Origin of the sequence: Acinetobacter sp. S4400-12, assembly GCF_024129495.1 — a bacterium.
In the GTDB taxonomy this organism is placed as follows: Bacteria; Pseudomonadota; Gammaproteobacteria; order Pseudomonadales; family Moraxellaceae; genus Acinetobacter; species Acinetobacter lwoffii_C.
On the sequence record NZ_JAMXYB010000010.1, the window covers coordinates 49,686 to 75,339 of the forward strand.

The 25,654-nt window shown below is 42.8% G+C and carries 27 protein-coding genes and 1 pseudogene; 15 read left to right on the plus strand and 13 right to left on the minus strand.

The genetic code is table 11. The annotated features are described in order from the left end of the window. Nucleotides 1-83: 83 nt before the first annotated feature. From NI461_RS06500 to NI461_RS06535, 8 genes are all read right to left on the minus strand, one after another. Nucleotides 84-749, minus strand: a complete 666-nt coding sequence (locus tag NI461_RS06500; protein WP_151208120.1) for an O-methyltransferase — start codon at nt 747-749, stop codon at nt 84-86. Between the two features lie 132 nt (nt 750-881). Next, the gene (locus tag NI461_RS06505) at nt 882-1,598 is read right to left on the minus strand and encodes a D-Ala-D-Ala carboxypeptidase family metallohydrolase (RefSeq protein WP_174659788.1); all 717 of its coding nucleotides are present in this window, start codon (nt 1,596-1,598) and stop codon (nt 882-884) included. Between the two features lie 141 nt (nt 1,599-1,739). Further along, on the minus strand, nt 1,740-2,063 hold the full coding sequence (gene fdxA / locus NI461_RS06510) for a ferredoxin FdxA (protein ID WP_004973093.1): 324 nt from the start codon (nt 2,061-2,063) through the stop codon (nt 1,740-1,742). A gap of 204 nt (nt 2,064-2,267) precedes the next feature. Further along, complete coding sequence (gene mutS, locus NI461_RS06515; RefSeq protein ID WP_174659789.1) at nt 2,268-4,892, minus strand: DNA mismatch repair protein MutS; 2,625 nt, start codon at nt 4,890-4,892, stop codon at nt 2,268-2,270. 497 nt (nt 4,893-5,389) lie between these two features. Beyond that, nucleotides 5,390-5,803 carry an HIT family protein gene (locus NI461_RS06520; RefSeq protein WP_151203145.1) on the minus strand — a complete coding sequence of 138 codons (414 nt, stop codon included), beginning with the start codon at nt 5,801-5,803 and terminating at the stop codon, nt 5,390-5,392. 31 nt (nt 5,804-5,834) lie between these two features. Continuing rightward, nucleotides 5,835-6,104: a YARHG domain-containing protein gene (locus tag NI461_RS06525; protein ID WP_151203144.1), complete on the minus strand. Its 270-nt coding sequence runs from the start codon at nt 6,102-6,104 to the stop codon at nt 5,835-5,837. 86 nt (nt 6,105-6,190) lie between these two features. After that, a complete protein-coding gene (locus NI461_RS06530) occupies nt 6,191-7,063 on the minus strand; it encodes an NAD(P)-dependent oxidoreductase (RefSeq protein WP_151203143.1) in 873 nt (290 codons plus the stop codon). A gap of 65 nt (nt 7,064-7,128) precedes the next feature. Next, complete coding sequence (locus tag NI461_RS06535) at nt 7,129-8,226, minus strand: alpha/beta fold hydrolase (RefSeq protein ID WP_174659790.1); 1,098 nt, start codon at nt 8,224-8,226, stop codon at nt 7,129-7,131. A 142-nt stretch (nt 8,227-8,368) separates the two neighbouring features. Here NI461_RS06535 and NI461_RS06540 point away from each other — a divergent pair, with 142 nt between their 5' ends. The 9 genes from NI461_RS06540 to trpB all read left to right on the plus strand — a co-directional run bounded on the left by NI461_RS06540 (nt 8,369) and on the right by trpB (nt 16,080). Then, nucleotides 8,369-9,556 (plus strand): O-succinylhomoserine sulfhydrylase, encoded by a 1,188-nt coding sequence (locus NI461_RS06540; RefSeq protein ID WP_151203141.1) that lies wholly within the window; start codon nt 8,369-8,371, stop codon nt 9,554-9,556. A gap of 28 nt (nt 9,557-9,584) precedes the next feature. After that, a complete protein-coding gene (locus NI461_RS06545) occupies nt 9,585-9,914 on the plus strand; it encodes a YbaB/EbfC family nucleoid-associated protein (protein WP_151208127.1) in 330 nt (109 codons plus the stop codon). A 13-nt stretch (nt 9,915-9,927) separates the two neighbouring features. Beyond that, entirely contained in the window at nt 9,928-10,524 is a 597-nt protein-coding gene (gene recR / locus NI461_RS06550) for a recombination mediator RecR (protein WP_151203139.1), read from the plus strand. A gap of 179 nt (nt 10,525-10,703) precedes the next feature. Further along, nucleotides 10,704-11,846: an HRDC domain-containing protein gene (locus NI461_RS06555; protein ID WP_151208128.1), complete on the plus strand. Its 1,143-nt coding sequence runs from the start codon at nt 10,704-10,706 to the stop codon at nt 11,844-11,846. 129 nt (nt 11,847-11,975) lie between these two features. Further along, nucleotides 11,976-12,284, plus strand: a complete 309-nt coding sequence (locus NI461_RS06560; protein ID WP_151203137.1) for a YcgL domain-containing protein — start codon at nt 11,976-11,978, stop codon at nt 12,282-12,284. A gap of 21 nt (nt 12,285-12,305) precedes the next feature. Continuing rightward, nucleotides 12,306-12,689: a hypothetical protein gene (locus NI461_RS06565; protein ID WP_174659791.1), complete on the plus strand. Its 384-nt coding sequence runs from the start codon at nt 12,306-12,308 to the stop codon at nt 12,687-12,689. Between the two features lie 21 nt (nt 12,690-12,710). After that, the gene (locus tag NI461_RS06570) at nt 12,711-13,562 is read left to right on the plus strand and encodes a MoxR family ATPase (RefSeq protein WP_174659792.1); all 852 of its coding nucleotides are present in this window, start codon (nt 12,711-12,713) and stop codon (nt 13,560-13,562) included. 12 nt (nt 13,563-13,574) lie between these two features. After that, the gene (locus NI461_RS06575) at nt 13,575-14,762 is read left to right on the plus strand and encodes a VWA domain-containing protein (protein ID WP_174659793.1); all 1,188 of its coding nucleotides are present in this window, start codon (nt 13,575-13,577) and stop codon (nt 14,760-14,762) included. Between the two features lie 109 nt (nt 14,763-14,871). Then, nucleotides 14,872-16,080 (plus strand): tryptophan synthase subunit beta, encoded by a 1,209-nt coding sequence (gene trpB / locus NI461_RS06580; RefSeq protein ID WP_174659794.1) that lies wholly within the window; start codon nt 14,872-14,874, stop codon nt 16,078-16,080. 128 nt (nt 16,081-16,208) lie between these two features. Here the strand turns inward: trpB and NI461_RS06585 are convergent, their stop codons facing one another. From NI461_RS06585 to NI461_RS06595, 3 genes are all read right to left on the minus strand, one after another. Then, the gene (locus tag NI461_RS06585; RefSeq protein ID WP_174659795.1) at nt 16,209-16,640 is read right to left on the minus strand and encodes a CBS domain-containing protein; all 432 of its coding nucleotides are present in this window, start codon (nt 16,638-16,640) and stop codon (nt 16,209-16,211) included. 101 nt (nt 16,641-16,741) lie between these two features. Then, nucleotides 16,742-17,059 (minus strand): DUF2750 domain-containing protein, encoded by a 318-nt coding sequence (locus NI461_RS06590; protein ID WP_227548040.1) that lies wholly within the window; start codon nt 17,057-17,059, stop codon nt 16,742-16,744. Nucleotides 17,060-17,289: 230 nt separating this feature from the next. Next, nucleotides 17,290-17,523: a hypothetical protein gene (locus NI461_RS06595; RefSeq protein ID WP_151203130.1), complete on the minus strand. Its 234-nt coding sequence runs from the start codon at nt 17,521-17,523 to the stop codon at nt 17,290-17,292. A 225-nt stretch (nt 17,524-17,748) separates the two neighbouring features. Here NI461_RS06595 and NI461_RS06600 point away from each other — a divergent pair, with 225 nt between their 5' ends. Beyond that, nucleotides 17,749-18,108 (plus strand): hypothetical protein, encoded by a 360-nt coding sequence (locus NI461_RS06600; RefSeq protein ID WP_151203129.1) that lies wholly within the window; start codon nt 17,749-17,751, stop codon nt 18,106-18,108. A 96-nt stretch (nt 18,109-18,204) separates the two neighbouring features. Beyond that, nucleotides 18,205-18,528, plus strand: a complete 324-nt coding sequence (locus tag NI461_RS06605) for a hypothetical protein (RefSeq protein WP_174659796.1) — start codon at nt 18,205-18,207, stop codon at nt 18,526-18,528. Here NI461_RS06605 and NI461_RS06610 read toward each other — a convergent pair. Further along, nucleotides 18,525-20,027, minus strand: coding sequence for a pitrilysin family protein (locus NI461_RS06610; RefSeq protein ID WP_174660577.1), 1,503 nt, complete (start codon nt 20,025-20,027; stop codon nt 18,525-18,527). The genes NI461_RS06605 and NI461_RS06610 overlap by 4 nt on opposite strands. Nucleotides 20,028-20,035: 8 nt before the next feature. Further along, nucleotides 20,036-21,433 carry a pitrilysin family protein gene (locus NI461_RS06615; protein WP_174659797.1) on the minus strand — a complete coding sequence of 466 codons (1,398 nt, stop codon included), beginning with the start codon at nt 21,431-21,433 and terminating at the stop codon, nt 20,036-20,038. 175 nt (nt 21,434-21,608) lie between these two features. Between NI461_RS06615 and ftsY the strand changes: the two genes are divergently transcribed. The 4 genes and pseudogenes from ftsY (at nt 21,609) to NI461_RS06635 (ending at nt 25,208) form a co-directional block, all read left to right on the plus strand. Beyond that, entirely contained in the window at nt 21,609-22,724 is a 1,116-nt protein-coding gene (gene ftsY / locus NI461_RS06620; protein ID WP_151203125.1) for a signal recognition particle-docking protein FtsY, read from the plus strand. Between the two features lie 176 nt (nt 22,725-22,900). Beyond that, nucleotides 22,901-23,589: pseudogene (locus NI461_RS06625) on the plus strand (nitroreductase family protein). Between the two features lie 183 nt (nt 23,590-23,772). Further along, nucleotides 23,773-24,366 carry a nitroreductase family protein gene (locus NI461_RS06630; protein WP_151203123.1) on the plus strand — a complete coding sequence of 198 codons (594 nt, stop codon included), beginning with the start codon at nt 23,773-23,775 and terminating at the stop codon, nt 24,364-24,366. A 173-nt stretch (nt 24,367-24,539) separates the two neighbouring features. Next, nucleotides 24,540-25,208: a DUF2057 family protein gene (locus NI461_RS06635; RefSeq protein ID WP_174659798.1), complete on the plus strand. Its 669-nt coding sequence runs from the start codon at nt 24,540-24,542 to the stop codon at nt 25,206-25,208. The last annotated feature ends 446 nt before the right edge of the window (nt 25,209-25,654 follow it).

Consider the following 25,654-nt stretch of genomic DNA (forward strand, 5'->3'; position numbering starts at 1 on the left):
TGTGGATAACTCTGTGGTTATATTTTATAAAACCATGTTATTTATAGAAAATATATTGTCGGTTGATTTTTGTGCGTAAGCTTTTATTTCACAATCGCGAGTGCAAAACCATCATGTCCTTTACTGCCTACTGTCTGTAAAGCGGTACAAGACAGAATTTTGGGATGATTTTCCATGGCTTGGAACATTTCCCGAATACCTTCAATACTGGGCTTTTTATTCTCCGGATTAATAATCTCGCCGGCACGAATTACATTGTCCAGAAAGATGATAGTACCGGAACGTGACAGCTTTAAGCTGAGTTCCAGATATTCAGGATAACTTTGTTTATCGGCATCAATAAAAATAAAGTCAAAGGCTTCAGTATCTTCAGGCAATGCCCTCAGGACATCTGCCGCACGGCCACACTTAAGCTCGACTGTTGGTTTAAGCTGGGCACGGTCAATATTTTCCTGGCCCATAGCGGCATGAGTATCTCGTCCTTCAATGGTCAGGATATACCCATCTTTAGGCAGGGCACGCGCCAGCCACATGGTGCTATAGGCAGCAAAAGTTCCCAATTCTAATACCCGTTTGCAGTGGTTCATCTGAATCAGCATTTGCAGGAGCATGCCTTGATTAGGTGCAACTGCAAGATGGTCTGGGAAGCCATGTGCGGCGGTATTTTCAAGCGTCTGGGTCAGGATCGGATCTTCAGGGATTAAATGTGAATCAATGTAGCCGTCAATATCTGTCCACATTTGTTGCATAGTATGAGCACCTTTGTTGCGATGGGTGCATTTTAAACTTTTCGTGGCATAGCGCAATTTATTGTTCAATAATTGTATGATTTTTACACTATACAAAGCCACTACTATGCCTTGTATAGCAGAAGTAATGTATTAGTAATTACACATTGAAGAGTTGCGGGTCAGATCAGGACCCCAAGTGCGATAACCCTGAGTATCAATATGAATCTGGCCGGATGCATATAATCCCAAGCCCATATTCAGGCTTTGACCATGCTGGTTCCAGAATTGACACAATTTAAATTTGGTATTTTCAATATAAGTATAGTCTTGGGCTTGCGGATATTCCGGTCCGATTCTGAAATCAATCGCTGAGTTAAACAGATGTCGGGAAGAATTGGCGCCACCTGCACACCGGTTTAAAGGTAGGTCGCGATAAACTGAAGTCACTTCAAAATCTGTCAGTACATTGGCTGCGACCAGATATTTAAATACTCGTAAAGTCGGTACCTGATTGGCCCATAATTCACGACTTGGAATCATGTATTGTGAGCGGCCGCACTTGGCCCAATCGCGTGCTGTTCGCATCAGCTCGAAACTTGGAATGATATTACCCACCCCATGACGCTCCAGATAAACCTCATATTCACGTACACGTGACAGATTGTCGAGTGCTGAAACCCAGTGTGTATAAACATAAGGAACGGTTTTAGACCGTGCTTTGCGATCGTATTGAACCCGTTCTTGTGGAATATAAATCCGTTTTCCATCTGCAGGGCTTACACGACCGGGTTGTTTTGTGGTCGTACAACCCACAAATATCAGCGGGATTAGGCATAGACCTAAAAGTCCCTTTGAAAATTGCTTCATTTAAAGAAATACAAGTGTTTATAAAATAGCGCTATTCTAGACTAAATATGCGGAGAAAATTGGAGAATATTGCAATGAAATGTGTGTTATGAGTATAAAAAAAAGATCAGTATGTACTGATCTTTTTTAAAATACGCTAAATTACTTTTCAAGATATTGTAATTTATCAGGTTTACCGTTCCATTCTTCACGGTCAGCAGGCTGGTCACCGATTTGAGTGATATTTGGCCATGTTTGTGAAAGTTCAGCGTTTAATTCGATAAACACTTCTTGGCCTTCTGGTAATTCATCTTCGGAGAAAATTGCATTGGCAGGACATTCAGGTTCACATAACGCACAGTCGATACATTCGTCTGGATTAATTACAAGGAAGTTAGGGCCTTCATAAAAACAGTCTACAGGGCAAACTTCCACACAGTCTTGATATTTACATTTAATACAATTTTCAGTGACAACGAAGGTCATGGCGACAGCTACCTAAAAAATATGGTTCTAATTACGAATGCTGTATTTTAGGCAAAAACGGGGGGAACTAACAATTCCTTTTATTGATATTTGTTATAGATAGGGCTGTTAAATTTGAAAAAAATTAAATTATACGGATAAATGGCTAAAAATGAGGAAACTTATGACCAGAACCCTAGAAAAATCAGGGTTCTGGCAAAGATGTTAGCCTGGTTGTTTCATCAGATCTTTTAAAGCATACAATTGTTGTAGCGCTTCACGTGGACTCAGATTGTCAATATCCAGCTCTTCCAGCAGCTCCAGCGCTGGCGACGTTTTTTCAACCTCAATGATCTTTTCCACGATTTCAGGTTCGGAAAACAGATCATGCTGTGGACTGAAAGGTTTCACCTGATGCTGCTTTTCCAGAGCTTTCAGACGATTTTGTGCTTCTTTAATGACTGCCGCAGGAATGCCAGCCAGTTTGGCGACCTGCAAGCCGTGACTCTGACTGGCCGGACCATGTTGAACTTTGTGCAGTAAAATCAGATTGCCATTCAGTTCTTTGGCAGTAACATGGTAATTGTCGATACCTTTTTCCCGGTCAAGTTCGGTCAGTTCGAAATAGTGGGTCGCGAACAAGCACAAGCATTGAATGCGCTTGGTCAGATCAAGTACACAAGCCCAGGCTAATGACAAACCGTCATAAGTACTGGTACCGCGACCGACTTCATCCATCAGAACCAGTGACTGGCTGGTGGCATGATGTAAAATCTGCGAAGTTTCAGTCATTTCCACCATAAAAGTTGATTTGCCAGTAGAAAGGTCATCTGCAGAGCCAATTCGGGTAAAAATCCGGTCAATCGGACCAAGTACGGCCGATTGCGCGGGCACATAACTACCGCAGTAGGCCAGCAAGGCAATCAGGGCAGTCTGGCGCATAAAGGTCGATTTACCCCCCATGTTTGGACCGGTAATAATCGCCATGCGATGTGCATAATCGAGCTTGGTATCATTCGGGGTGAAGGCAGTCTTGCTTAGAGCTTCAACCACAGGATGGCGCCCAGCAATGATTTTAACACCAGTTTCAGGACTGAATGTCGGTCGTGACCAGTTACGCAGTCGTGCCTGATAGGCAAAGTTTGCCAGCAGATCAATCTGGGCAATGGCACTGCTCATCATCTGTAAGTTGCCAATATCTTGCCGTAGTTCATCCAGAAGCATTTCAAACAGCATTTTTTCACGGGCAAGCGCACGAGATTCGCTAGACAGTACCTTATCTTCAAAAGACTTTAATTCTGGCGTGATATAACGTTCGGCATTTTTCAGGGTCTGACGGCGGATATAATGTTCAGGTGCCTGTTCTGCCTGCGAACGATTCAGCTCAATATAATAGCCGCTCACTCGGTTGTAACCGATTTTCAAGTTGGGAATACCGCTTTGTTCGCGCTCCCTGATTTCCAGATCAATCAGGAATTGACCAGCATGGTCCCGAATTTTACGCAGTTCATCCAGCTCGCTGTCAAAGCCTTCCGCAATGACATTGCCATCACGCAGTAACACGGGCGGATTCTCTACAATCGCAGACATAAGCCGCTGATGCAGACCATGAAAATCCCCAAGCTCTTGATTTAGCTGTTGTAACAAGAAGGATTGTGGTTGGCTGATTGCCGGTTGCAGGGCATGCCTTAAAAATGGGATTTGTGCACAGGCTTGGCGCAGTTGAACCAGATCGCGTGGACGGGCACTGCCTAAGGCAATCCGGCTTAATACACGCTCAATATCACTGATTTCTTTTAATATCAGGCGTACAGGGGTTTCATGAAAACCGTCCAGCAAGGCCTGTGTGGCATCCAGTCGCTCATCTAAAACCGCAGTATCTCGTAAAGGCTGCATCAGGGTGCGGCTAAGTAGGCGACCCCCCATCGCCGTCTGGCAGTCATTGATCAGTTGAAACAGTGAAGTACCATGGTCAAAAAGTGGTTCAATCAGTTCCAGATTACGACGGGTGACAGGGTCAAGTGCAATAAAGTCCGAGCTTTGTTCCAGCTGAATCGTGCGGATATGCGGTAAAGCCGTTTTCTGGGTTTCTTTGGCATAGTGAATTAAAGCAGCAGCGGCGGCTTTGGCCAAAGGCAAGTGATCAATGCCAAATCCTGAAAGGGTGCTGACCGCAAACTGGTCACACAAAGTTTTTTGGGCATTGTTCAGGTTGAAGTCAACATTCGGACGTTTGGTCACCGGCAAATCAAGCTGTTTTTTAAGTTGCTCAATGATCTCTGGATCTGCAATATTTTCATCTAAAACAATTTCGCTTGGCATCAAGCGTGCCAGTTCAATGGCCAGCTGGTTAAGGTCATAGTCCTGCTGCTGGACTTTAAAGAGACCTGCACTCAGATCTAAGAGTGCAATCCCGATCTGCTGTTGCTGAATACATAAGGCGACCAGATTGGAAGATTGGTGAGCGCCTAAGAGAGCATCATCCGTTAAGGTACCCGGGGTAATAATACGTACCACACCACGCTCGACCGGTCCTTTACCTGTAACTTCACCGATCTGCTCGCAGATCACCACAGTTTCGCCGTTTTTTACCAGACGGGCCAGATAACCCTCGGCTGCATGAAAAGGTACGCCAGCCATTGGAATCGGCTGGCCATTGGCTTTACCGCGATGAGTCAGGGTAATACCTAAAATTTTGGCAGCCTTATGGGCATCTTCAAAAAACAGTTCATAGAAGTCACCCATCCGATAAAACATTAATGAGTGTGGATGTTGCATTTTGACCGACATGTACTGCTGCATCATCGGTGTAAGCGTGGATAGGTCAGGGATTATATTTTCTGTTTTCACTTTATTTAGCACCCTTAAAACTATTAATATTTACAATAAATTGCATAAAAAAATCCTGACAAATCCCGTTAAATCTTTTTGAAACCTGATTAATCTAATGAGTAAGTGTACCTTCTCAGGGTTCAAGTTTCTAATACCAAGCATTAGATAGCGGAGGTTTGAGCTTCTGAGCAGGATTCTAGCAAAAACTGCGTTGTAAGTTCTAAGAGGATTTTTAGGTGAGTGAAAAAGAAACGTAATTAACAGTCTGCTGCGATTGCCTCATGGTAACCGAGTCAATATACATACCCAAGCAACAGAATTTTTATGGCCAATTAAATTTTATTTTTTGAACAGCGAATAGCCGCCGACTATGGTGAGGTTATTAATTTACATTCTTAAATGCGGTTGGAATTGTCTCAGCGTATGATTGAAATAATTAAAAATAAAAGATTATAGTGCCTGAAAGAGCATAAAAAATGGAGCTATCTAGCTCCATCTTTAAATTGATTTCGTACTTAAAGTGCAGCTTTAATTTTTTCAGCAAGCGCCTTGATTTTCTCTTGATCACCCATCTGTGCGGCATGTTTGCCCAGGTTATGCAGAGAAGTCGGTACGAGATGGAAATGCACATGTGGTACGGTCTGACCTGCGGCTGCACCTGACAACTGCATCAAGACAATTCCATCTACGCCTAAACCTTTCTCAATAGCTTTCGCAATTTTCTGTACGACCTGAATGGTATAGGCTGCTGTTTCTGCTGGCAGATCCAGCAGCGTTATTGCTGGCGTTTTGGGAATGATCAGGGTATGACCATCTGCCTGAGGCATAATGTCCATGAATGCAAGAACCTGGTCATCTTCATACACTTTAATGGCAGGAAGTTCACCACGTAAAATTCGTGCAAAAATATTCTGATCATCATAAGTCATAGTTACATTCCTTGAAATTATTGAAACTGTATTATTTACAGTTCAATTCTTTCTGACGTTCCTTGATCGCGTCAAGCCGTTGTTGCTCTTTTTCAGAGAATTTTGGCTTGGTGGTATAGCAATTGTCATTACCAAACTTGGCCTTGGCTTCAGGATCTTTAAAACAGAAGCCTTTAGATGCATAAATGACATCATGATCATTTTTCAGTTTTTTGCATTCCTGTTCAGATGCAAGTACCGATGTTGAAGCCCCAAACAATGTTGCAAAACCTACTAATACTGCAACAGATAATTTTTTCATAGCAATTTCCTCTAGCTTATTCACTCAGTGTGACTGCTTTATAGTCACAATATGTGGTTTTATTATCATTATTCAATGGCGAGATATTACTCAATGGTAATTTTACTCCATGATTCATACATTTTCACGGCAGTTGAAAAATCACTATTTTTATCTGATAAGCTGTTTGCTGCCTGAATCAGATTCTGTGCCAGCGCCAGAACAGGTACTGAAAGTTTGGCTTCTTGCGCCAGATCTATGGCAATGCCTGTGTCTTTGGCTAATAAAGGCAGAGCAAAGGTTAGCGGGAAACTGCGATTTAAAATACGCTGTGGAATCACGGTTTCAGTCACCATACTTTTACCGCTCGATGCATTAATACAATCCAGTGCTTCACTCAGATTAACACGGTGTGCTTTTAAGGTGGTCAAGCCTTCGGCCGCTGCGCAAAGGTGAGCGGCCATTAACATATTATTCACCGCTTTGACTGCAAAACCAGAGCCAGATTCCCCGACATGCTTGATTAGCTTGCCAAAAGCCTGCATGGCTGGCAGAGCTTTTTCAAAGCCTTGGGCATCACCGCCGACCATCACGGTTAACGTGGCATTTTCAGCGCCAATCGTCTGGCCGCTTACCGGCGCATCCAGAAAAATAACGCCCTGATCACTCAGTTGAGTGACCAGTTTACGAGCGGATTCAGGCACACCACTGGTACAATCTACCCAGATAGAACCTGCTTTAAGCGGCAGGTCTTTTAAGAGATGTTCAACATCCGCACTGGTGGGGAGGCAGGAGAAAATAATATCAGCCTGAACAGCCTGCTCCAGAGCAACCGCCTGTGTAGCATATTCAGCGGCATGTTGTTCAGCCTTGGCAAAAGTCCGGTTCCAGACATAGACCGTATCGAAATGCTTGGGCAGATGCGCTGCCATACGATAACCCATTGCACCCAAACCAATAAAAGCCACTGACTGAATCATGTTTATCCTCTGAATATTCTTTCTGATTTAAAGCTAATTTTAAAAGGCTCTGGATCCCCGAGCGGTCAGGCATCAAGTCGTGTGGAGCGGTGTGCCAGCCAAGCGGTTAATTTAGGCCAGAAGGTATTGGCCGCTTTCTGGTTGGACATCAGCCCCAAATGGCCCCCTGGGATAAGAGTAAACGTCTTATCGGTGCTGCTTGTCAATTCCATCAAAGGCTTAGCTGAGTGCTTGGTGACAATCTGGTCGGTTTGGCCTGCGCCTACCAACAAGGAGCAGTTGATATTTTTCAGGTCGATGGTTTGCCCCTTTAAAGTCATAGAACCTTCTTTCAGAGGATTCTGTAACCATAAATTCAGCACCATGTCCTGATTGATTCCACCCGGATAGTCAATCATTTTGTTAAGAAAATTGCCCATGGTGGCATGTTCATAGACATCTTCTACATTTTCCAGATTCAGTAAAAACTGCTTCTGGCTTTTAAACCAGCCAATAGGGTCCAGTAATTTAAAGCCAAGCGCATTGAGGACACCCGGTGAATGGATATAGAGTTTTGGAATCAGGCCTTGATAGAGGCTATGTTGCAAGTTTTTATTTTTAGAAATTAACTGATTGGCGCTCCTAAACAGTTTACCAATACGACCAGAAGCATAGCTGTCAATCGGGCTGCCGAGTACGATCAGATTTTTAACATGTTCAGGTGAATGCAGGGCAGTATAGAGCGTGACAAAAATTCCGGCCATACTCCAGCCATGCAACGAAATAAACTGGCTGCCAGAATGAGCACAAATGCGCTCAATTGCTTGCGGAATTGCGCCGTCAACAAAGGATAGGAAATTTAAATGGCGATGTTTATAGCGAAAACGTTTCCATTCCACCAAATACACATCAAAGCCACTATGCTGAAAATGTTTGACTAGGGAGCGATAAGGATAAAGGTCGTAAATATCCATATTGATTGCAAGTGGCGCGATAAAGACCAGGGGCTCACGATATTTCTTGTCAGGAGAGGCATAATAACGAATCTTGCAGAATTCAGTGGCGGCAATATATTCAAAAGGTGTTTTTTGCGAAAGAATCAGGGTAGATGAGTTAAACAGACGCGCATTAAGATGTTTTAATTTTTTCCGCTGGCGCTGAATATTTTGTTTTAATTGAATCATGTAAATAAATTATCCGTATTCGGGAAGATTTGATCGAAGTCTAAGCAATATTTGCTTATTATACCTTGACCTGAAATAGCTTAGGCGCTCAAAATGTTGGCAAATTTTTACAAAAGGCAGTCCCTTGGACTGGGGTAAAGTGATGAGCCAGCAAGATGATATTTCCTACCAGTTAGAAACCTTAGCCATTCGTACCGGTCATACCCGTAGTTTTGAAGGCGAGCACGGCGAACCGATTTTTCTAACATCTTCATTTGTCTATGAGAATGCGGCCGAAGCGGCAGCAAAATTTTCAGGCCAGGAACCGGGCAATATCTACTCCCGCTTTACCAATCCAACTGTGGCCACTTTTGAAAAACGTCTGGCTGCACTCGAAGGTGCAGAGCGCGCCGTTGCTACCAGTTCAGGTATGGCAGCCATTATGGCCGTGGCAATGGCTTTTTTAAAAGCAGGCGATCATGTGATCTGTTCACGTGCAGTATTTGGCTCGACTGTATCTTTGTTTGAAAAGTACGTGGCTAAATTTGGCGTGGCTGTAGATTTCGTCGACCTGCATGATATAGCGGCCTGGAACAATGCTATTAAGCCAGAAACCAGACTGCTCTTTGTTGAATCTCCATCAAATCCTTTGGCAGAAGTGGCGGATATTCAGGCGCTAGCAGATATTGCGCATGCAAATGATGCCTTGCTAGCAATTGATAACAGCTTCTGTACGCCTGTATTACAACAACCCATCAAATTTGGTGCAGACTTGGTGGTGTATTCTGCGACTAAATATCTGGATGGTCAGGGGCGTGCTCTAGGCGGTGCAGTTGTGGGGAGCCATAAGCTGCTTGAAGAGGTTTTCGGTTATGTACGCACGACGGGGCCATCCATGAGTCCGTTTAATGCCTGGGTCTTTTTGAAAGGTCTGGAAACATTACGCTTACGTATGCGTGAACATTCTGCCAATGCACAAAAATTAGCCGAGTTCCTGAATGCGCATCCGAAAGTAGAAAAAGTCTATTATGCAGGCCTGCCTGAGCATGTTGGTCATGAGCTGGCAGCAAAACAGCAAACTGGTTTTGGCGGTATAGTCTCTTTTGTGGTGAAGGCGGGCCGTGAAGGTGCATGGAAAGTAATTGATAATACAAACTTTATCTCAATTACCGGTAATCTGGGGGATGTCAAGTCAACTATTACTCATCCGGCAACCACCACGCATGGCAAACTGTCTCCAGAAGCCAAAGCTGCAGCAGGTATTTGCGAAGGTTTAATTCGTATTTCTGTCGGTTTGGAAGAGATTGATGATATTATCCGTGATATTACACGCGGTTTAGATCTAATTTAATTTTATAAATATATGTTCGGAGATTTTTATGAACATTAATATGTTGATGCAGCAAGCGCAGCGCATGCAAAAAGAAGTTGAAAACAACGTGAAAAAGGCCAAAGAAGAGCTTGCGCAAACTGAAGTGCATGCTGAGGCTGGTGGTGGTTTGGTAAAAGTAACCATGACTGCACGTAATGTAGTGAAACGTATCGAAATTAACCCTGAACTTCTTCAGGACGATCCTGACATGATCGAAGACCTGATTGCAGCTGCTATGAATGATGCAGCACGTCAGGCTGAAGCCATTTCAGAAGAGCGCATGAAAGCAGCAAACTCAGGCATGGGCTTGCCACCAGGTCTGGCTGGTTTATTCTAAGGAAGAGTGCGCAATGTTTAGTGATCGTTTTGATCAACTCGTTCAAGCATTACGCATTTTGCCAAGCGTTGGGCCGAAATCGGCTCAGCGTATGGCTTTGCACCTGATCATGAAAAACCGTGAAGGTGCGATTGGTCTGGCACATGCTTTGACTGAGGCGACCAATCATATTCATGAGTGCTCTATTTGTCATTCGCTGACCGAAGATGAGGTCTGTAATATCTGTACCTCCTTGGAGCGAGATGATGAATTGCTGTGCGTGGTAGAATCACCTGCCGATGTGATGGCTATTGAGCAAAGTGGCAGCTTCCGGGGTAAATATCATGTTTTGGGTGGGCACTTGTCACCACTTGACGGGATTGGGCCGGAAGAAATTGGCATTCCTTATTTACTGCAGCGTTTAAGTCAAGGGCAGATTAAGGAAGTGATCCTGGCCACCAATGCGACTGTAGAAGGACAGGCAACAGCACATTATCTGGTTGAAGCCAGCAAGCATTTAGCGGTGCAGATGACGCGTATTGCTCAAGGTGTGCCTCAAGGAGGCGAACTGGAGTATGTGGACAGCCATACGCTGAGTCAGGCCGTGCATAACCGCATGAGGATTAAATAAAATTTGTATAACTGAAGGTGTGAGTTTAATAGGAAAAAGATATTAATTTATACCTAACTACTCCTTACAAAGTAAATTATTTTAGATAATTAGTCGCATTAAGTATGTTTTTTTATATAAATATTTTATATATTAGCTAGTATTCCGCTATCGAGCATCTATCCTTAGACTCAGCCTTTATGTTTCAGTTTATTCAACACCAAAACGACCTGTATCCTGTTCTGGATTTAATGGATCAAAATTCAATCTATGGTCTGGATACCGAGTTTATCAAGGTAGATACCCTGTGGCCCAAACTCGGTGTTTTTCAGATCAATGTCGACAATCAGGTTTATCTTCTGGATGGAACCACTCTGGATCTGACTGAGTTTTTGCACAAAATTTTTAATGCTCAACAGAATGTTTTTCACGCCTGTAGCGAAGACATCGACCTGATTTATCATTATACCCAGCAAAAAGCACTGGAGAATGTTTTTGATACGCAGGTGGGTATGTCATTTTTGGGTCATGGTCTGCAAGTCAGCTACCAGAATGCCTTGAAGCAGATGCTGGAAATAGATATTGAAAAAGACCAGACCCGCTCCAACTGGCTGGCGCGTCCTTTAAGTAGCGAGCAGTTACTGTATGCGGCCAATGATGTACATTATCTGATGCAATTGGCTGAAAAAATCAAACAGGATTTAAACAGCAAATCCCTGCTTGATTTTGCCTTACAGGATTGTCAGTTCCTGACCCGGGAAATAGGGGAAGAAACACCGACTGCCTTGCTGTATCAGGATGTGGGAAATTACCGGCATTCTCGCCGTCAGCTTATGCAATTACAGCAGCTGGCAGTTTGGCGTGAACAGATTGCCAAGGCTTTAAATCAGCCACGCAGCTTTATTCTGAAAAATGCGACCATGATTGATCTGGTTGAGAAATTTCCGCGCAATAATTTTCAGTTGAGCCAGGTGAAAGATATACGTGCCAATATTGTACGTGATCATGGTAAAACGATTCTGGACTTATTGAAATTCCTGCCAGAACAGTCGGACTGGCCATTACGTCTGGCTCGTCCAATCCGTCATTCTTCCAGAGAAGTTGGTGATAAAATTGATCTGCTTATTCAGCAGGTCTCTGCTGAAACCACCATTCCTAAGGAAGTGCTGATGCGTAAAAAATGGCTAAATGCCCTGTATCAACATGTGGTCTTTCATAAGGATGAACAAGAGTTGCCGGATTATCTGCTAGGCTGGCGCTATGAGCTGCTGACCTTGCCGCTACTTCGGGTGCTGCATGAGGATGAATCTTATCTTTCGACCCAGATGAAAGTCACGGAATGACTGGGGAAAGAATTGATTAAAGATAAAGCAATTATACAAAATCACGACTGATGCATTCGGCAAGGCTAATGTATCTGTCTTTTTTTTAATGTATCCTTGCGGTTGTTTTTAAGAAAAGTCGTTTAAAACATGCAAGTGTCTATCTACAAATCCAGTAAAAAAGATGAAATGTATCTTTATGTGGCGCGTCCTGCAGATGAGGGCGAAACTGAAGAAACATTTGAGCCGCTCGAAGTCTTGTCTGAGCCGGTACGTGTAGCATTTGGGCGTGCAACTTTTGTCATGCACCTTGAATTGAGTGAATCGCGCAAACTGGCGCGTGCCAATGTCCTGCATGTAATGGACTCCATTGTGACTCGCGGTTTCTTTTTGCAAATGCCGCCAGAAGGCCTGATCAATCCAAATGCAGTAGCGCCCGAAGGATTGCGTGGTGCCTAATATGAATTCAGGAGTTGTGAGATGAATGGTTATGTAAACGTATTAGATTCAATTCCTGAACAGAGTATTGCAGTAGCCGTGTATATGCTTGGCAGCCTGATTGCCTTACTTTGCTGGTATGGGGTAACCAGACGCCTGCCAAGAGTAATGGGCAGTTTTTTATGGTTACTGGCCTTCGCGGTTTTATTAACCCCCACCGTTTCTGAAGGCCCGAATGCCTCGGTTGCCCCGGCAATTTTCGGTCTGCTATTTGGGGTTTTAACCAAGGAGCAGGAGCTGGTTTGGATTAATGCGTCACTTATTTTATTTGTCATTGGCCTTGGATGTGTGATTGGCTATTGCTGGTCCAGTTATATATCGAAAAAACCGGATACGACTTTAAACAAGAAAAGTTCACCGTTGTAAGTAAAAAAATAAGGTTAAATCATGTCTGCTGATATTCAACAATTTTCAGGTACAGATCAGTACATTGCGACTGACAGTCTAAAGCTGGCCGTAAAAGCTGCGCGTAGTTTGCAAAAGCCTTTACTGGTAAAAGGTGAGCCGGGGACCGGTAAAACCCTGCTGGCTGAACAGGTGGCACACAGTTTGGGATTGAGGCTGATTACCTGGCATATCAAGTCGACCACCAAGGCACAACAGGGATTGTATGAATATGATGCAGTTTCTCGTTTGCGTGATAGCCAGCTGGGTGATGACCGGGTCTATGATATTAAAAACTACATCAAACCAGGTAAACTCTGGGAAGCTTTTACCAGTGAAGAGCGCTGTGTTCTGCTGATTGATGAAATTGACAAGGCCGATATCGAGTTTCCAAATGACTTGTTGCATGAACTCGATAAAATGTCGTTCTATGTTTACGAAACTGGCGAGACCATTACTGCGACCCAGCGTCCAATCGTCATCATTACCTCAAATAATGAAAAAGAATTGCCAGATGCATTTCTGCGCCGTTGTTTCTTCCACTATATCGAATTCCCGGATGAAGCCACCATGCGCGAAATCATCGATGTGCATTTCGAGAATATCTCTGCCACATTGGTGAATGAAGCTTTACAAGTTTTCTTTAAATTACGTCAGATTCCCGGTTTAAAAAAACCACCTTCAACCTCTGAACTGATTGACTGGCTCAGCCTGCTCATGGCCGATGACATGCCGGAAGATGTGCTGCGTAATGCTGATAAAACCAAAGCCATTCCGCCACTCTACGGCGCACTCATCAAAAACGAGCAGGATGTACAGCTGCTTGAGCGTCTAGCCTTTATGTCACGCCGTTAGGGGGAAACAGGCATGTTTGTGCGACTGTTTTATACCTTGCGCCGCTATGGTGTGCCGGTTTCGACCCGTGAACTGATTGACCTGAATCAGGCAGTAGCTGCCGGAATTGTCTTTGCTGATCAGGATGAATTCTATCAGCTGGCCAAAACTATCATGGTTAAAGATGAGCGCTATTTCGACAAGTTTGATCGCGCCATGAAAGACTATTTTGATGGTATTTCAACCTTTGATCTGGATGAGCTGTTGAATCAGGTGCACAAACTGCCTAAAGACTGGTTTGACCTGGAATTACTGGAAAAGCATCTGACACCTGAACAGCGTGAAGAGCTGAAGAAAGCCGGTTCGCTGGAAGAGCTGATGAAAATGCTGGAAGAGCGTCTGCGCGAACAGCATAAAAAACATCAGGGTGGTAACAAAATGATTGGCACGGGTGGGACTTCTCCCTTTGGTGCCTATGGTGATCATCCGGAAGGTGTGCGGATTGGCGGGCCAGGGCGTAAACGCTCTGCGGTAAAAGTCTGGGAGCAGCGTCAATATCGTAATCTGGATGATGACCAGCTTCTGGGTAGCCGGCAAATGCAAATGGCGCTACGCCGTTTGCGTAAATTTGCCCGTCAGGGTGCAGCGGAAGAGCTGGATATTGATGGTACGATTCGTGAAACAGCCAAGCAGGGCATTCTGGATGTACAACTGGTACCAGAGCGCCGTAACCGTATTAAAGTACTGATGCTGTTTGATATCGGTGGTTCCATGGATGCGCACATTGCCCAGTGTGAAAAGCTGTTTAGTGCAGCCAAGACCGAATTTAAGACCCTTGAATATTTCTATTTCCATAACTGTCTGTATGACTACGTCTGGAAAGATAATGTTCGGCGTTCCAGTTCACGCATGAATACCTGGGATCTGTTCAATACTTATGGCCGAGACTATCGGGTAATTGTGGTGGGTGATGCCAGTATGGCGCCTTATGAATTGAATTCGGTAGGCGGCTCAGTTGAATATATGAATGACGAGGCCGGACAGGTCTGGTTACAGCGACTGCGTCAGCATTTCGATAAAACCGCCTGGCTCAATCCGGAAGAAGAAAGATACTGGCATTACACCCATACCATCGGACTCATCAGGCAAATCTTTGAGGGGCATATGTTCCCGATGACCTTAAAGGGTATTGAAGATATGACCAAATATCTGACCCGTTAATTTAGTTTTTATATCAATGGTTTAAGTTTTGATTGCTCAAGTTGTTGCTTTCACGCTTATAAAGTAAAGCAATTGAGTGCTCATCTATATTTCACAGTTAAGGATTGCTATGAATCATCAAATTAATGGCATTGCGCTGCCAAATGAAGAAGGCTTCTTTGGCCAATATGGTGGTCAGTTCATTCCGCCTGATTTAAAACAGGCCATGAATGATATTAATGTTGCCTATCAGGAAATTCGCCAGACTGAAGAATTTCAAAATGAACTGAAAGAGCTGTTTGCTCATTATGTAGGCCGTCCGAGTCCTTTATTTCACGCCAAGCGTCTCTCTGAGCAATTGGGCGGTGCGCAGATCTATTTAAAACGCGAAGACCTGAACCATACTGGTGCTCATAAAATCAATCACTGTCTGGGTGAGGCACTTTTAGCCAAATATATGGGAAAGACCAAAGTCATTGCTGAAACCGGAGCAGGCCAGCATGGTGTGGCACTGGCTACGGCATGTGCCTTGGTTGGTATTCCATGTGAAATCCACATGGGACAGGTGGACATCGAAAAAGAACATCCAAACGTTGTCAAAATGAAAATTCTGGGTGCTCATCTGGTGACTGTGACTCGTGGTACCGCAACTTTAAAAGATGCGGTTGATAGTGCCTTTGAGGAATATTTAAAAGATCCGAAAAACTTTATTTATGCGATTGGTTCTGTGGTAGGGCCACATCCATTCCCAATGATGGTGCGTGATTTCCAGTCCATTATTGGTGAAGAAATTAAAGTTCAAACGTATGAGCGTTTTGGTGCAAACCCGGATTATGTGGTTGCCTGTGTCGGCGGCGGTTCAAATGCTGTAGGTGCATTTAGTGCTTTTTTAAATAATCCCGAAGTCAAACTGATTGGAGTGGAACCGGCAGGTCATGGTCTGAATACCGATATGCATTCAGCAACCTTGACTTTGGGTAAGCCGAGCCAGTTACATGGTATGGCCTGTTATGTACTGGAAGATGAACAAGGTGAGCCTTTGCCTGTGCATTCAATTGCCTCAGGCCTGGATTATCCGGGTGTGGGTCCGCAGCATAGCCTGCTTAAGGATTTGGGTCGGGTAGAATACACTACAGCGACAGATCAGGAATGCCTGGATGCCTTTATGACCTTGTCACGTGTGGAAGGAATTGTTCCGGCTTTGGAAAGCTCACATGCAGTTGCCTGGGCGATTCGTGAAGCGGGCAAGCTGTCAAAAGAGACAAAAGTTGTGGTGAACCTGTCTGGCCGTGGTGATAAAGATTCAGACTATGTTGCAGAGAAACTGGGCTTAAATTAATAGCCTGAGTTCAGCTAAAGATCCCAGCCTAGTGCTGGGATCTTTTTTTATATCTCATCATCTTAAAATCATTACAAGCCAATAATGAATAGTTGGAATGAGATTTCTTTGAATACCTTAAAGAAAGCTTAACCCGAAATATATTGTTGTAGTTGATCAATCAATTGCCGTTGATCTTCCATGGTTGCTTTGACCAGATCACCAATTGAAATCAGGCCTATTAGCTTTTCATTTTCAACCACAGGCAGGTGACGTAAATGATGATCAGTCATCAGCTCCAGACAGTTTTCGACTGTGCTGCCTGTAGTTACAGTAATCACTTTAGGCGTCATAATTTCATTCACCGTTGTATCGACAGAAGATCTTTGCATAAGGGCAATTTTACGAGTGTAATCCCGCTCTGACAGAATGCCGACCACTTTGTCTTCCTGAGTCACGACCACTGCACCAATTCCTTTATCTGCCATTAGAGTGATGGCTTCTAGTACGGTTGCATCTGGATGAATGGTATAAATTATCTGGTGTACTTTGGCTTTGAGTACTTGTGCCACATTGGTCATTCTATTGGATCCTTTCGTTCATTTATTATTGGTTTTAGAAGAAATATAAACTGATTATCGCTAGTTACTTCTTAGTTTAGTCTTTATAAATAACATGTTATTCAGGCAATGTGCAGTCTCTGTTGAGAAAAAAATAAATAACGCATCTGTTCTGTAGTTAATTTCAGTTTTGATCCGTTTGGATTACATAGAGCAGGAATTACATTAAGGCGCGTTAGGGTAGGCAGCAGATTGTTCTCAAAATCCTCTGAATTGATTTTGCGTGGCTCATAATTTGGCCAGTGCTGTTTGGCATAATTTTTAGCATCTAAAGGGTTAAGCCAAAATGGAAAGATACAATCCTCATGATCCCGCATCATGGCCCAACCCTGATGATAGACGCCCCACAGGATGCCACAGTACATCAGGGATTTGAGCATAGTCACTTTCAGCAAATTTTTTTTGCAGATCGGATTGTACTGAATAAGATTGGGATAGGTCAGCTTAGGTATTGTCATTAGAGTAAAGTACGTATTGGACTTGGGTGCTATTTTAGGAAATCTGTATGAAATTACTGTTTCAGCTTTGCAAGCAATCGTAATAAAGTATGTAAGTGTTAGTAGTTTATTGAAATATAAGGTGAAAAAAACGCCACCGAGGTGACGTTTTTTTATGCTTGCATCGTGGCCATACTCTGCCAGTACTGGGCTTTAAGAGAATCCCGTTCTACACGAAAACCCTGATAATACAGTTCTGCTAAAAAGAGAGCTGCTTTACCATGACCAGCACGCGCTGCATCTTCTAGTTGTTTGACTGCATCTACAAAGTTCATTTGTGATTGGATCGTATTGACTGCATCAGCATACAGATGCTCTAAGTCATGTTGAGAGATTTGTTGTATCATATAAAAACTCCTTAATTTTAATTATGATTACAGGATCGACTTTAACTAAGTCTACATACAAGTATAGCTAAGTATTATTAAACTAATATTACAGAATGATTGAAAAGTCAATTATTGTTGAAGCTTTGTTATCAGTATTATAGTTTACATGATTAAACTATACACACTTATAATTTTTAATAGTATAAATTTTAATAAGACAAGAAACAAGAAAGGAGAAAAATGATGAGCACAAGAATATTGGATGGTATTACTTTTGACATGCCACCTACAGCTGGTCAGGTCCTCCAGCTTGCAGACTTACATCGCCAGAAACTCGATAATGTGATTTATGACAGGCATGCACATTTAGGGCATTTTGGTCTGGCTCAGCGTAAAGAAGTTTATGATTTCACCCGTGCCCTGGATGAGAATCAGCGAGCACAGTTTTATAAACTCTACAATACTGAACTGGTTCGAATTGCAACAGAAGACCGCTGGCATCCACCAGAAGCAGAGGCAGGTCTAAGCAAATTTGCAATTTTCCTGGTGCTTGCTCTGGTAGCGTTTGTCATTGCCTGGAGTGTGTTTGAGCGGCTGAATTAATCGCTGTATAGCATTTCAGCAGGTGATGGATATTCGGATTCATGACTTGAACTTCAGTAACTGCAGCCATACACTACTTTTAACTTGAGGTAGTGTATGGCTATAGACAGCAAAAAGATTAGTGATTTTTTCAGCAAGATTCAGCTTGAACAAATTTATAATACGGTTGTGATTTTTATTGTTGTGGTGATTTTAGCTTTAGCCACCTTTGCATTGTATCGTCCTTTAACAGCGGCGCAGTTGAATCAGTTGCTGCACTTGTCTGAGCAACATTACTTGCCACAAACCCAGGACATGGCACAGCTGCTATTAAAGCAAGAGCAGATTTCCCGAGGACAATATCTAAAACTGATGCAAGCCTATCAGCGAGAGTCTTTACGTGCACATCAGCTGCCACCAATCTCTCTAGAAAATCCCTAGTTTTTACTGGATATTGCTTCACCAGAACGGGTCTCAAGCAGATTGTGTTGCAGGTGCATTTTTAGTTGAGCACTGTCCAGTTCCTTGCTGACTATCACCAGACTGACATTTTCCGGATGTAAATGTTTGCGCACTGAATCTTGTACATCCCTTGCACTGATTTTGCTGAGCTGCTCAGGATAGCTAGATAAATAATCTGCTTTCTCACCATAAAAGCCCATTGTGCCCAACTGGGCATTAATGGTTGCATTGCTGCTGTAGTTGTTAGGAAAGGCGCGCAACATGCCGGCCTTGGTTTCCTCCAGGCGCTTTTGATCAATAGGTTGCCGGACAAAATCAATAAATGCCCGATGCGCGACTTGTATGCTCTCCAGCAGTTGATCCTGCCGGGTAGAATATTGAAAACTAAATACCCCCGGTGCCTGACTAAAAGTAAAGGAGCTGCTGGCACTATAAGTAAAGCCTCGTTTGATGCGTAACTCCTGCATCAAGACCGAGTTAAAGCCTCCGCCGCCAAACATCCGGTTGGCGACTTCAAGCGCCAGACGGTCTTCACTAGAGCGTGTTGGTCCTAAATGCCCGAAAATGACATACGCCTGCGAAGACTGATAGGGTAAATGTACCACCTCCAGACCAGTTTTGAGTTCAGGTTCAGGTAAAGGTGCAGCTTTTGAACCTTGCCGTATGTTGCCTGCAATGCGTTCTGATAAATTTAATGCCTGTTTTGGAGTGAGTTTTCCGGTAATCGCAATATTCATATTCTGTGCGACCACAAACTGATCACGAAATTTTTTTAACAAGTCGGCTGTTATTTTTTTGGTACTGCCTTGCGTCCCACTAATTGGTTCTGCATATGGGTGTTTACCATAAAGTGTACGGTAGAAACGGATGTTCATTAAGCGGCTTGGATTTTCTTGTAGCTGTTTCTGGCCCACCTGGGTATTACTTAAGACAAGGTTAATACTGGAGCTTTTAAAGGAGGCATGATTCAGTATTTCCATCATCATGCTTAAGGCAGGTTCCAGCTTTTGAGGATCGGATAGTGAACGTAAACGGATAATGAACATATCCCGATAAGCTTGCATACTCAATTGTGCACCAGCCTGATCAAGTACGGCAGCAATCTGATTGGCGGTATAATCTTCTGTACCTTCACGCATCAACTTGGCTGCCATATTTGATAGTCCGTATAAGCCGGGTGCAATTTCCTGATCACGTGCTGCGCCCGCATTAAAAGTCAGCTGAATATCGACCATCGGCAGATCTCGAGTTTCTACAAACAGGGTGCGTACCTTGTAACGATTGTTGAGATCATGAATATGAGGTGCCTGAAAGGTCTGTTCTAAATTCAGCTTCTTTAAACTTTGTAATAGTGGAACTGATGTCAACTGATCAGGCAAGTTGTTTACACCAACTTCGGCATTTAAATAACTTTCTGCCCACAGAGCAGGACTAAAACTCACACTGACTAGCAAAAGAAAACAGCGAATAGAAGGCATATACGTCATTATTGTTGGCTTTTCTGTTCAGGCATAATGTAGAGCGTACTCAGATTGTCACGCACAAAGTAGGTATTTGCTACATGCTGGATATCTTCGGCACTGACACTTGCATAGTGTGTGGGTAATGCATCAATCAGGCGGTAACTTAAACCGTTGACCTCCAGATTGCCTATGATTTTTGCCTGCCCGCCAATATCATCCTGGCTGTAGATTAAACTGGAGATAAAGCGCGTGCTGATGCGTTCAAGTTCCTGTGTGGAAACTATTTGAGTTTTTAACAGTTCAATTTCCTGCTGAATGGCTGTTTGTGCTTCTCCCAGAGAAATGTCAGGGGCTGGCAAAGCTGAAATCCCAAAAATACTGTCGCCGCGATTATAAGGATCATAAGTGGCGCTAACAGAGGTCAAGACTTTGCGATCACGTACTAAACGATCCTGCAAGCGTGAAGAAATCCCACTATCCAGCAGGCTGCGAATAATACTGAGGGTATAGGCATCTTGGGGATTTTTGGCACTCGCCAGAGACTTTACATTCCAGGTCATATACAGGTTTGGTACCTGTACATCGGTGGTTATTTCCATATGCCGATAGCCCGGCTGTTCAAATTCCAGCACATCATTACGGGCTGGTGTAGGGCGTGAAGGAATATCGCCAAAATATTTTTGTACCTGATGCAATGCAGCTTCTGATTCAACATCTCCGACAATCACCAGAATGGCATTGTTGGGTGTATACCAGTCCCGATACCATTTTTTCACATCATTTAACTGAATATTATTCAAAGTTTTCATATGGCCAATCACTGGCTGGCGATAATGACTGGTGGGATAACTAATCCATTTAAAGCGTTCAAAAGCACGTGCGCGAGGATTGTCTTCGGTGCGTTGGCGCCGTTCTTCCATGACTACTTTGATTTCAGGTTCGAAGTCCTGTTGCCTTAATAAAAGATTACTCATGCGATCAGCTTCAAGTTCCAGCGCTAAGGGAAAGTAGGCTTTGGGATAAAGCTGATAATAATTGGTGTAATTGGTAAAGGTCGCTGCATTGATGCTGCCACCATAGAGTCGGCTAAGGCGAGTAAATTCATCATTGGGAACCTTGGTTGTGCCTTTGAACATCATATGTTCCAGGACATGAGATACACCCAGAATATTGCCGGATTCGTCTGAGCTGCCTACTTTGTACCAGATATGGGTCATCACCATGGGCGCGCGATGATCTTCCCGGATAATCACTTTTAAACCATTGCTTAAAGTGGTTTCAAAAGTCGTACGTGAAAGTTCACTGCTGGTTTGAGCATAAGCTTGGGTTAAACCCAAACTTATGAGAAGAGTGGCGACAGGATAAAAACTCTGTCTGAGTAATTTAAAATAAGAGGAAGTGGTAAGTCGGGAGTTGAACACTCGATCTTCCTGAATATATTTGTATTTATCGTTATTTTTAATAAATGTCGGACTGAAAGCAACCACAGCTTGTAACTTTTTGCTGTCTTTGTTGGGCGATTGGATTGCTAGCTCAAAAAGGCCCAAGTTATGGTAGAATCCTATTTTTTAACGCAATGCTTTTCAAGGATTCGGCATGCAACAGCAATCTACTGGGCAAAACAAATTTTTGATTGATGCTGATATCGGAGATGATGATGTCACATTACCGAGTTTACCTGCGGTTAATGTGCCGATTGTAGAAGCATCAGTAGAGACACAGGGCAGTGAGACCCTCCCATCGACACCTGGAACAGAGGACGTTCAGGCAGAAGAATCTGCTGCAAAAGGTGGTTTCTTTAGTCGGATGAAAGAAGGATTAACCAAGACCCGTAAAAACCTTGCGGATGGTATGGTGAATATCCTGATTGGTGGTAAAGAAATTGATGATGAGCTATTAGAGGAAGTCGAAGAGCAGTTATTAGTGGCAGATATTGGAGTAGAAGCCACTAAAACAATTATTGCCAACCTGACGGAACGTACTGCACGTGGTGATCTGATTTATTCACATTCACTTTATAAGGCACTTCAGGAAGAACTGGTGGCTTTACTGGCGCCACGTGTCAAGCCTCTGCACATTGATCCGAACAAATCACCATATGTGATTTTGGTGGTGGGGGTGAATGGCGTAGGTAAAACTACAACTATCGGTAAGCTGGCAAAACGTTTGCAAGGTGAAGGTAAAAAAGTCATGCTGGCGGCGGGCGATACTTTCCGTGCTGCGGCAACCGAGCAATTACAAATCTGGGGTGAGCGTAATAATATTCAGGTTGTGGCCCAAGGTCATGGTGCTGACTCTGCCTCTGTCATTTTCGATGCATTTGAAAGTGCACGTGCCAAAGGTGTGGACGTGTTGATTGCTGATACTGCCGGACGTTTGCATAACAAAGGTCACTTGATGCAGGAGTTGACCAAAGTAAAACGTGTTATGCAAAAAATCGATGCGACTGCACCTCATGAAGTCATGCTGGTGGTCGATGCCGGTACAGGTCAAAATGCGATTAACCAGGTTGAAATGTTTGATGAAGCGGTCGGCTTAACTGGCTTAACCATCACCAAACTCGATGGTACAGCTAAAGGTGGGGTGTTGTTTAATATCGCTAGCCGCACTCATGTACCCATTCGTTTTATTGGGGTGGGTGAGAAAATTGATGACTTACGTCCTTTCTCGGCCAAGTCTTTTGTAGCTGCGCTTTTTGAAACTGAAAAATAAGGAATGCAGGCTGCATCACATAAACTCCGCTAAATGCGGAGTTTATTGTTTTTAAAGAAATTAAGTGTTTTAAAAAACAACACTAGAAATTTCAGAAAACTAATCTGCTGACTTAAAGCCATTATAATTGTAGGGGATTTGCCAGATGTAATGTAGCTCGGGCTTTGGGGGATAAGATGGCATTGCTTAACAAGATTGGTCATGTATTAACAACCGATTTAACTAAAGATTTTAAAATTTCAAGAAAACAAAAAATATCTGAACATCAGCAGATACCATTTGTTGAACAGTTAAAAAAACGCCGTAGTATCTATCAATTAGGAAAACGGGTGCAGCATAGTCAGGCTTATCTGACCGAACTGATTGAGGAAGCCGTAAAAAGTTGTCCTTCTGCATATAATGCTCAAACTGCGCGAGTCGTGGTGTTATTTAGTGATTCACATCATCAGTTCTGGGATATTGTAAAAGATGTACAACGACAGTATGTACCTCCCCAGATTTATGAAGGTGTTGAAGTTAAGCTAAATCAGTGCCGAAATGCCTTGGGGACGATCTTGTTTTATGAAGATCAGCAAGTGATTCAGCAGCTACAAAAGAAAGTGCCATTCAGCGCAGAAGACTTTCCGGTCTGGTCCGAGCAAAGTTCAGGTATGGTGCATACGCAGCCTGGACGGCTCTTGCATCTGCTGGCGTGGGGGCTTCACTACAGCATTATAACCCGCAGATTGATCGCCGGGTTGGTGAGCATTTTCAAATAGATCTAAACTGGCTGCTGCGAGCTCAATTATGTTTTGGTTCAATTGAAGAAACTATCGCAGAAAAAGTAAAGCAGCCGGAGCAGGAATTTTTCCAGGTTTTTAGCTAAATTTAAATTATGTCAAGCAAGACGAAGGGGCCAAGGCGCTAGATACAATTCATCAATTTTAGTGCTATAAAGAATGTTCTATAAATAAAACGCATTGTTATTGAAATAAGGCTGTTTAAAAGCAGAAAAATGCCTAAGATGGCTTTATTGATTTTAATAAACAGAATAGATAAAGGTGGATTCATGGCATTTTTAAATGAGATCAAACAACGTCGTACTATTTATGCAATTGGTAAAAACGTGAGCCTGGAACAGGCAGAAATTGAAAACATTATTAAAGATGCAGTCAAGCATAGCCCGTCAGCTTTTAACTCCCAAACTTCACGTGTCGTGATTCTGTTCGGTGAGTCACATGAAAAGTTCTGGAATATTGTTCGCGAAACCTTACGTGATCTCATATCTGCTGAGGCTTTTGAAGGTACCAATACCAAAATTAACGGTTTTGCAGCAGGTTATGGCACAGCATTATTTTATGAAGATCAAGATATCATAAAATCTCTGCAAGAACAGTTTGCACTCTATGCAGATCACTTTCCAGACTGGTCAGAACATTCTACGGGTATTGCTCAGTTCGCAACCTGGACAGCATTAGCAGAAAGAAATATTGGGGCTTCCTTGCAACACTATAATCCAATTATTGATGAAGAAGTTGCCAAAACTTTTAATGTGCCATCTAATTGGAAGCTGCGTGCTCAGTTGGTCTTTGGTTCAATCGAAGCGCCAGCGGGTGAAAAAACCTTTATAGATGATGCTGATCGCTTTAAAATTTTTGCATAATTGGGTGGAAAGCTAAAAAGAAGCACATTGTTGCTTCTTTTTTTATATTTGTCGTTTCTAAAATCTCCAGATTGATGCAACTGCAATATAAATGAAATGTTTGTCATAAAGTTGACATTTATACACGGCATAGTGCAACTGAACTTTTAAGAATCATTCAATGAGTAGAGAGTATGGGTTTACGTATCACAGCAGTGACAATGGCATTACTTGGCAGTACGTCAGCTTTTTCAATGGTCACTTTAACTGTACCTGAAGAAATTAAAATTGTTGCGGTGAATGATCAGAAGGTAAATTCAGGCTTATTACGTTCAAATCAGACTTATAAAATTGATCCGGGCGTGAATACGATTAGCGCTCGCTATAATGAGTTCTTTGAACATCATGATAGTTCACATGATATTTTAAAATCGGGCGTGGTAACGATCAAAACTCCAGAATTAAAAGATGGCGAGGCTTATAACTTGGCCTTAATTAATGCACCACAAGATTTTGATGAAGCGAAAGCGTATAAAGATCAACCTATTATCGGTTTATATAATGCTAATCAGCAACTATTGGTTCAGCAAGCAGGAGCAAAAGCCTCTTCTAAACGATGGTTTGGAGGTAGAGTTTTGGATAATGCCACCGACTTAAGTGGAGGGGAGGTTACAATACCAGTCAATCAACCCGCAGCTGTATATACACAACATACAGCTAAACCTGTGGTTACAACGGTATCAGCTCAACAAAGTTCAGCTCTAAATAGCAGTAGTGATCAGCAAATGATTGAGTTATGGAAAAAAGCATCTAAGAGTGAACGCCAGAAATTCATGGCGTGGTTTGCTGAACAGGCTAATTAAGCTTTTAGGAGTTAGGAGATAAGGATCAACAGTAATTTTGATCCTTTTTTATTTAAGAAGTTTGAGAAAATTCACATTTGCTTAAACTTTAAATGCAGAAGTAGCTAGAAAAACTCTAAAAAAGTGTTAAAAATAACCTTTCGGATTAAAAAATAAGCAGGCAGTGGCGTTTTTTGAATATTTTTAAGAAAAGCACTTGCGCTCGTTTTGAAACTGTATAAAATACGCAGCACACCAACGCAATGCACTAAACGAAAAGTTAAGTCATTAAGTTGGACTTAAAGCTGACGAAGTTTTAAGAAGATCATTAAGAGATTATGAAGAACAACTTGTGTGGATTTTTACTGGTTGATTAATCGAAATATTATCATTGATTGATTGGTTTAAATTACTCGAAGTTTATTTGAGAGAATTTGTCAGAAAATTGATGAGCCAAGATTGGTGTC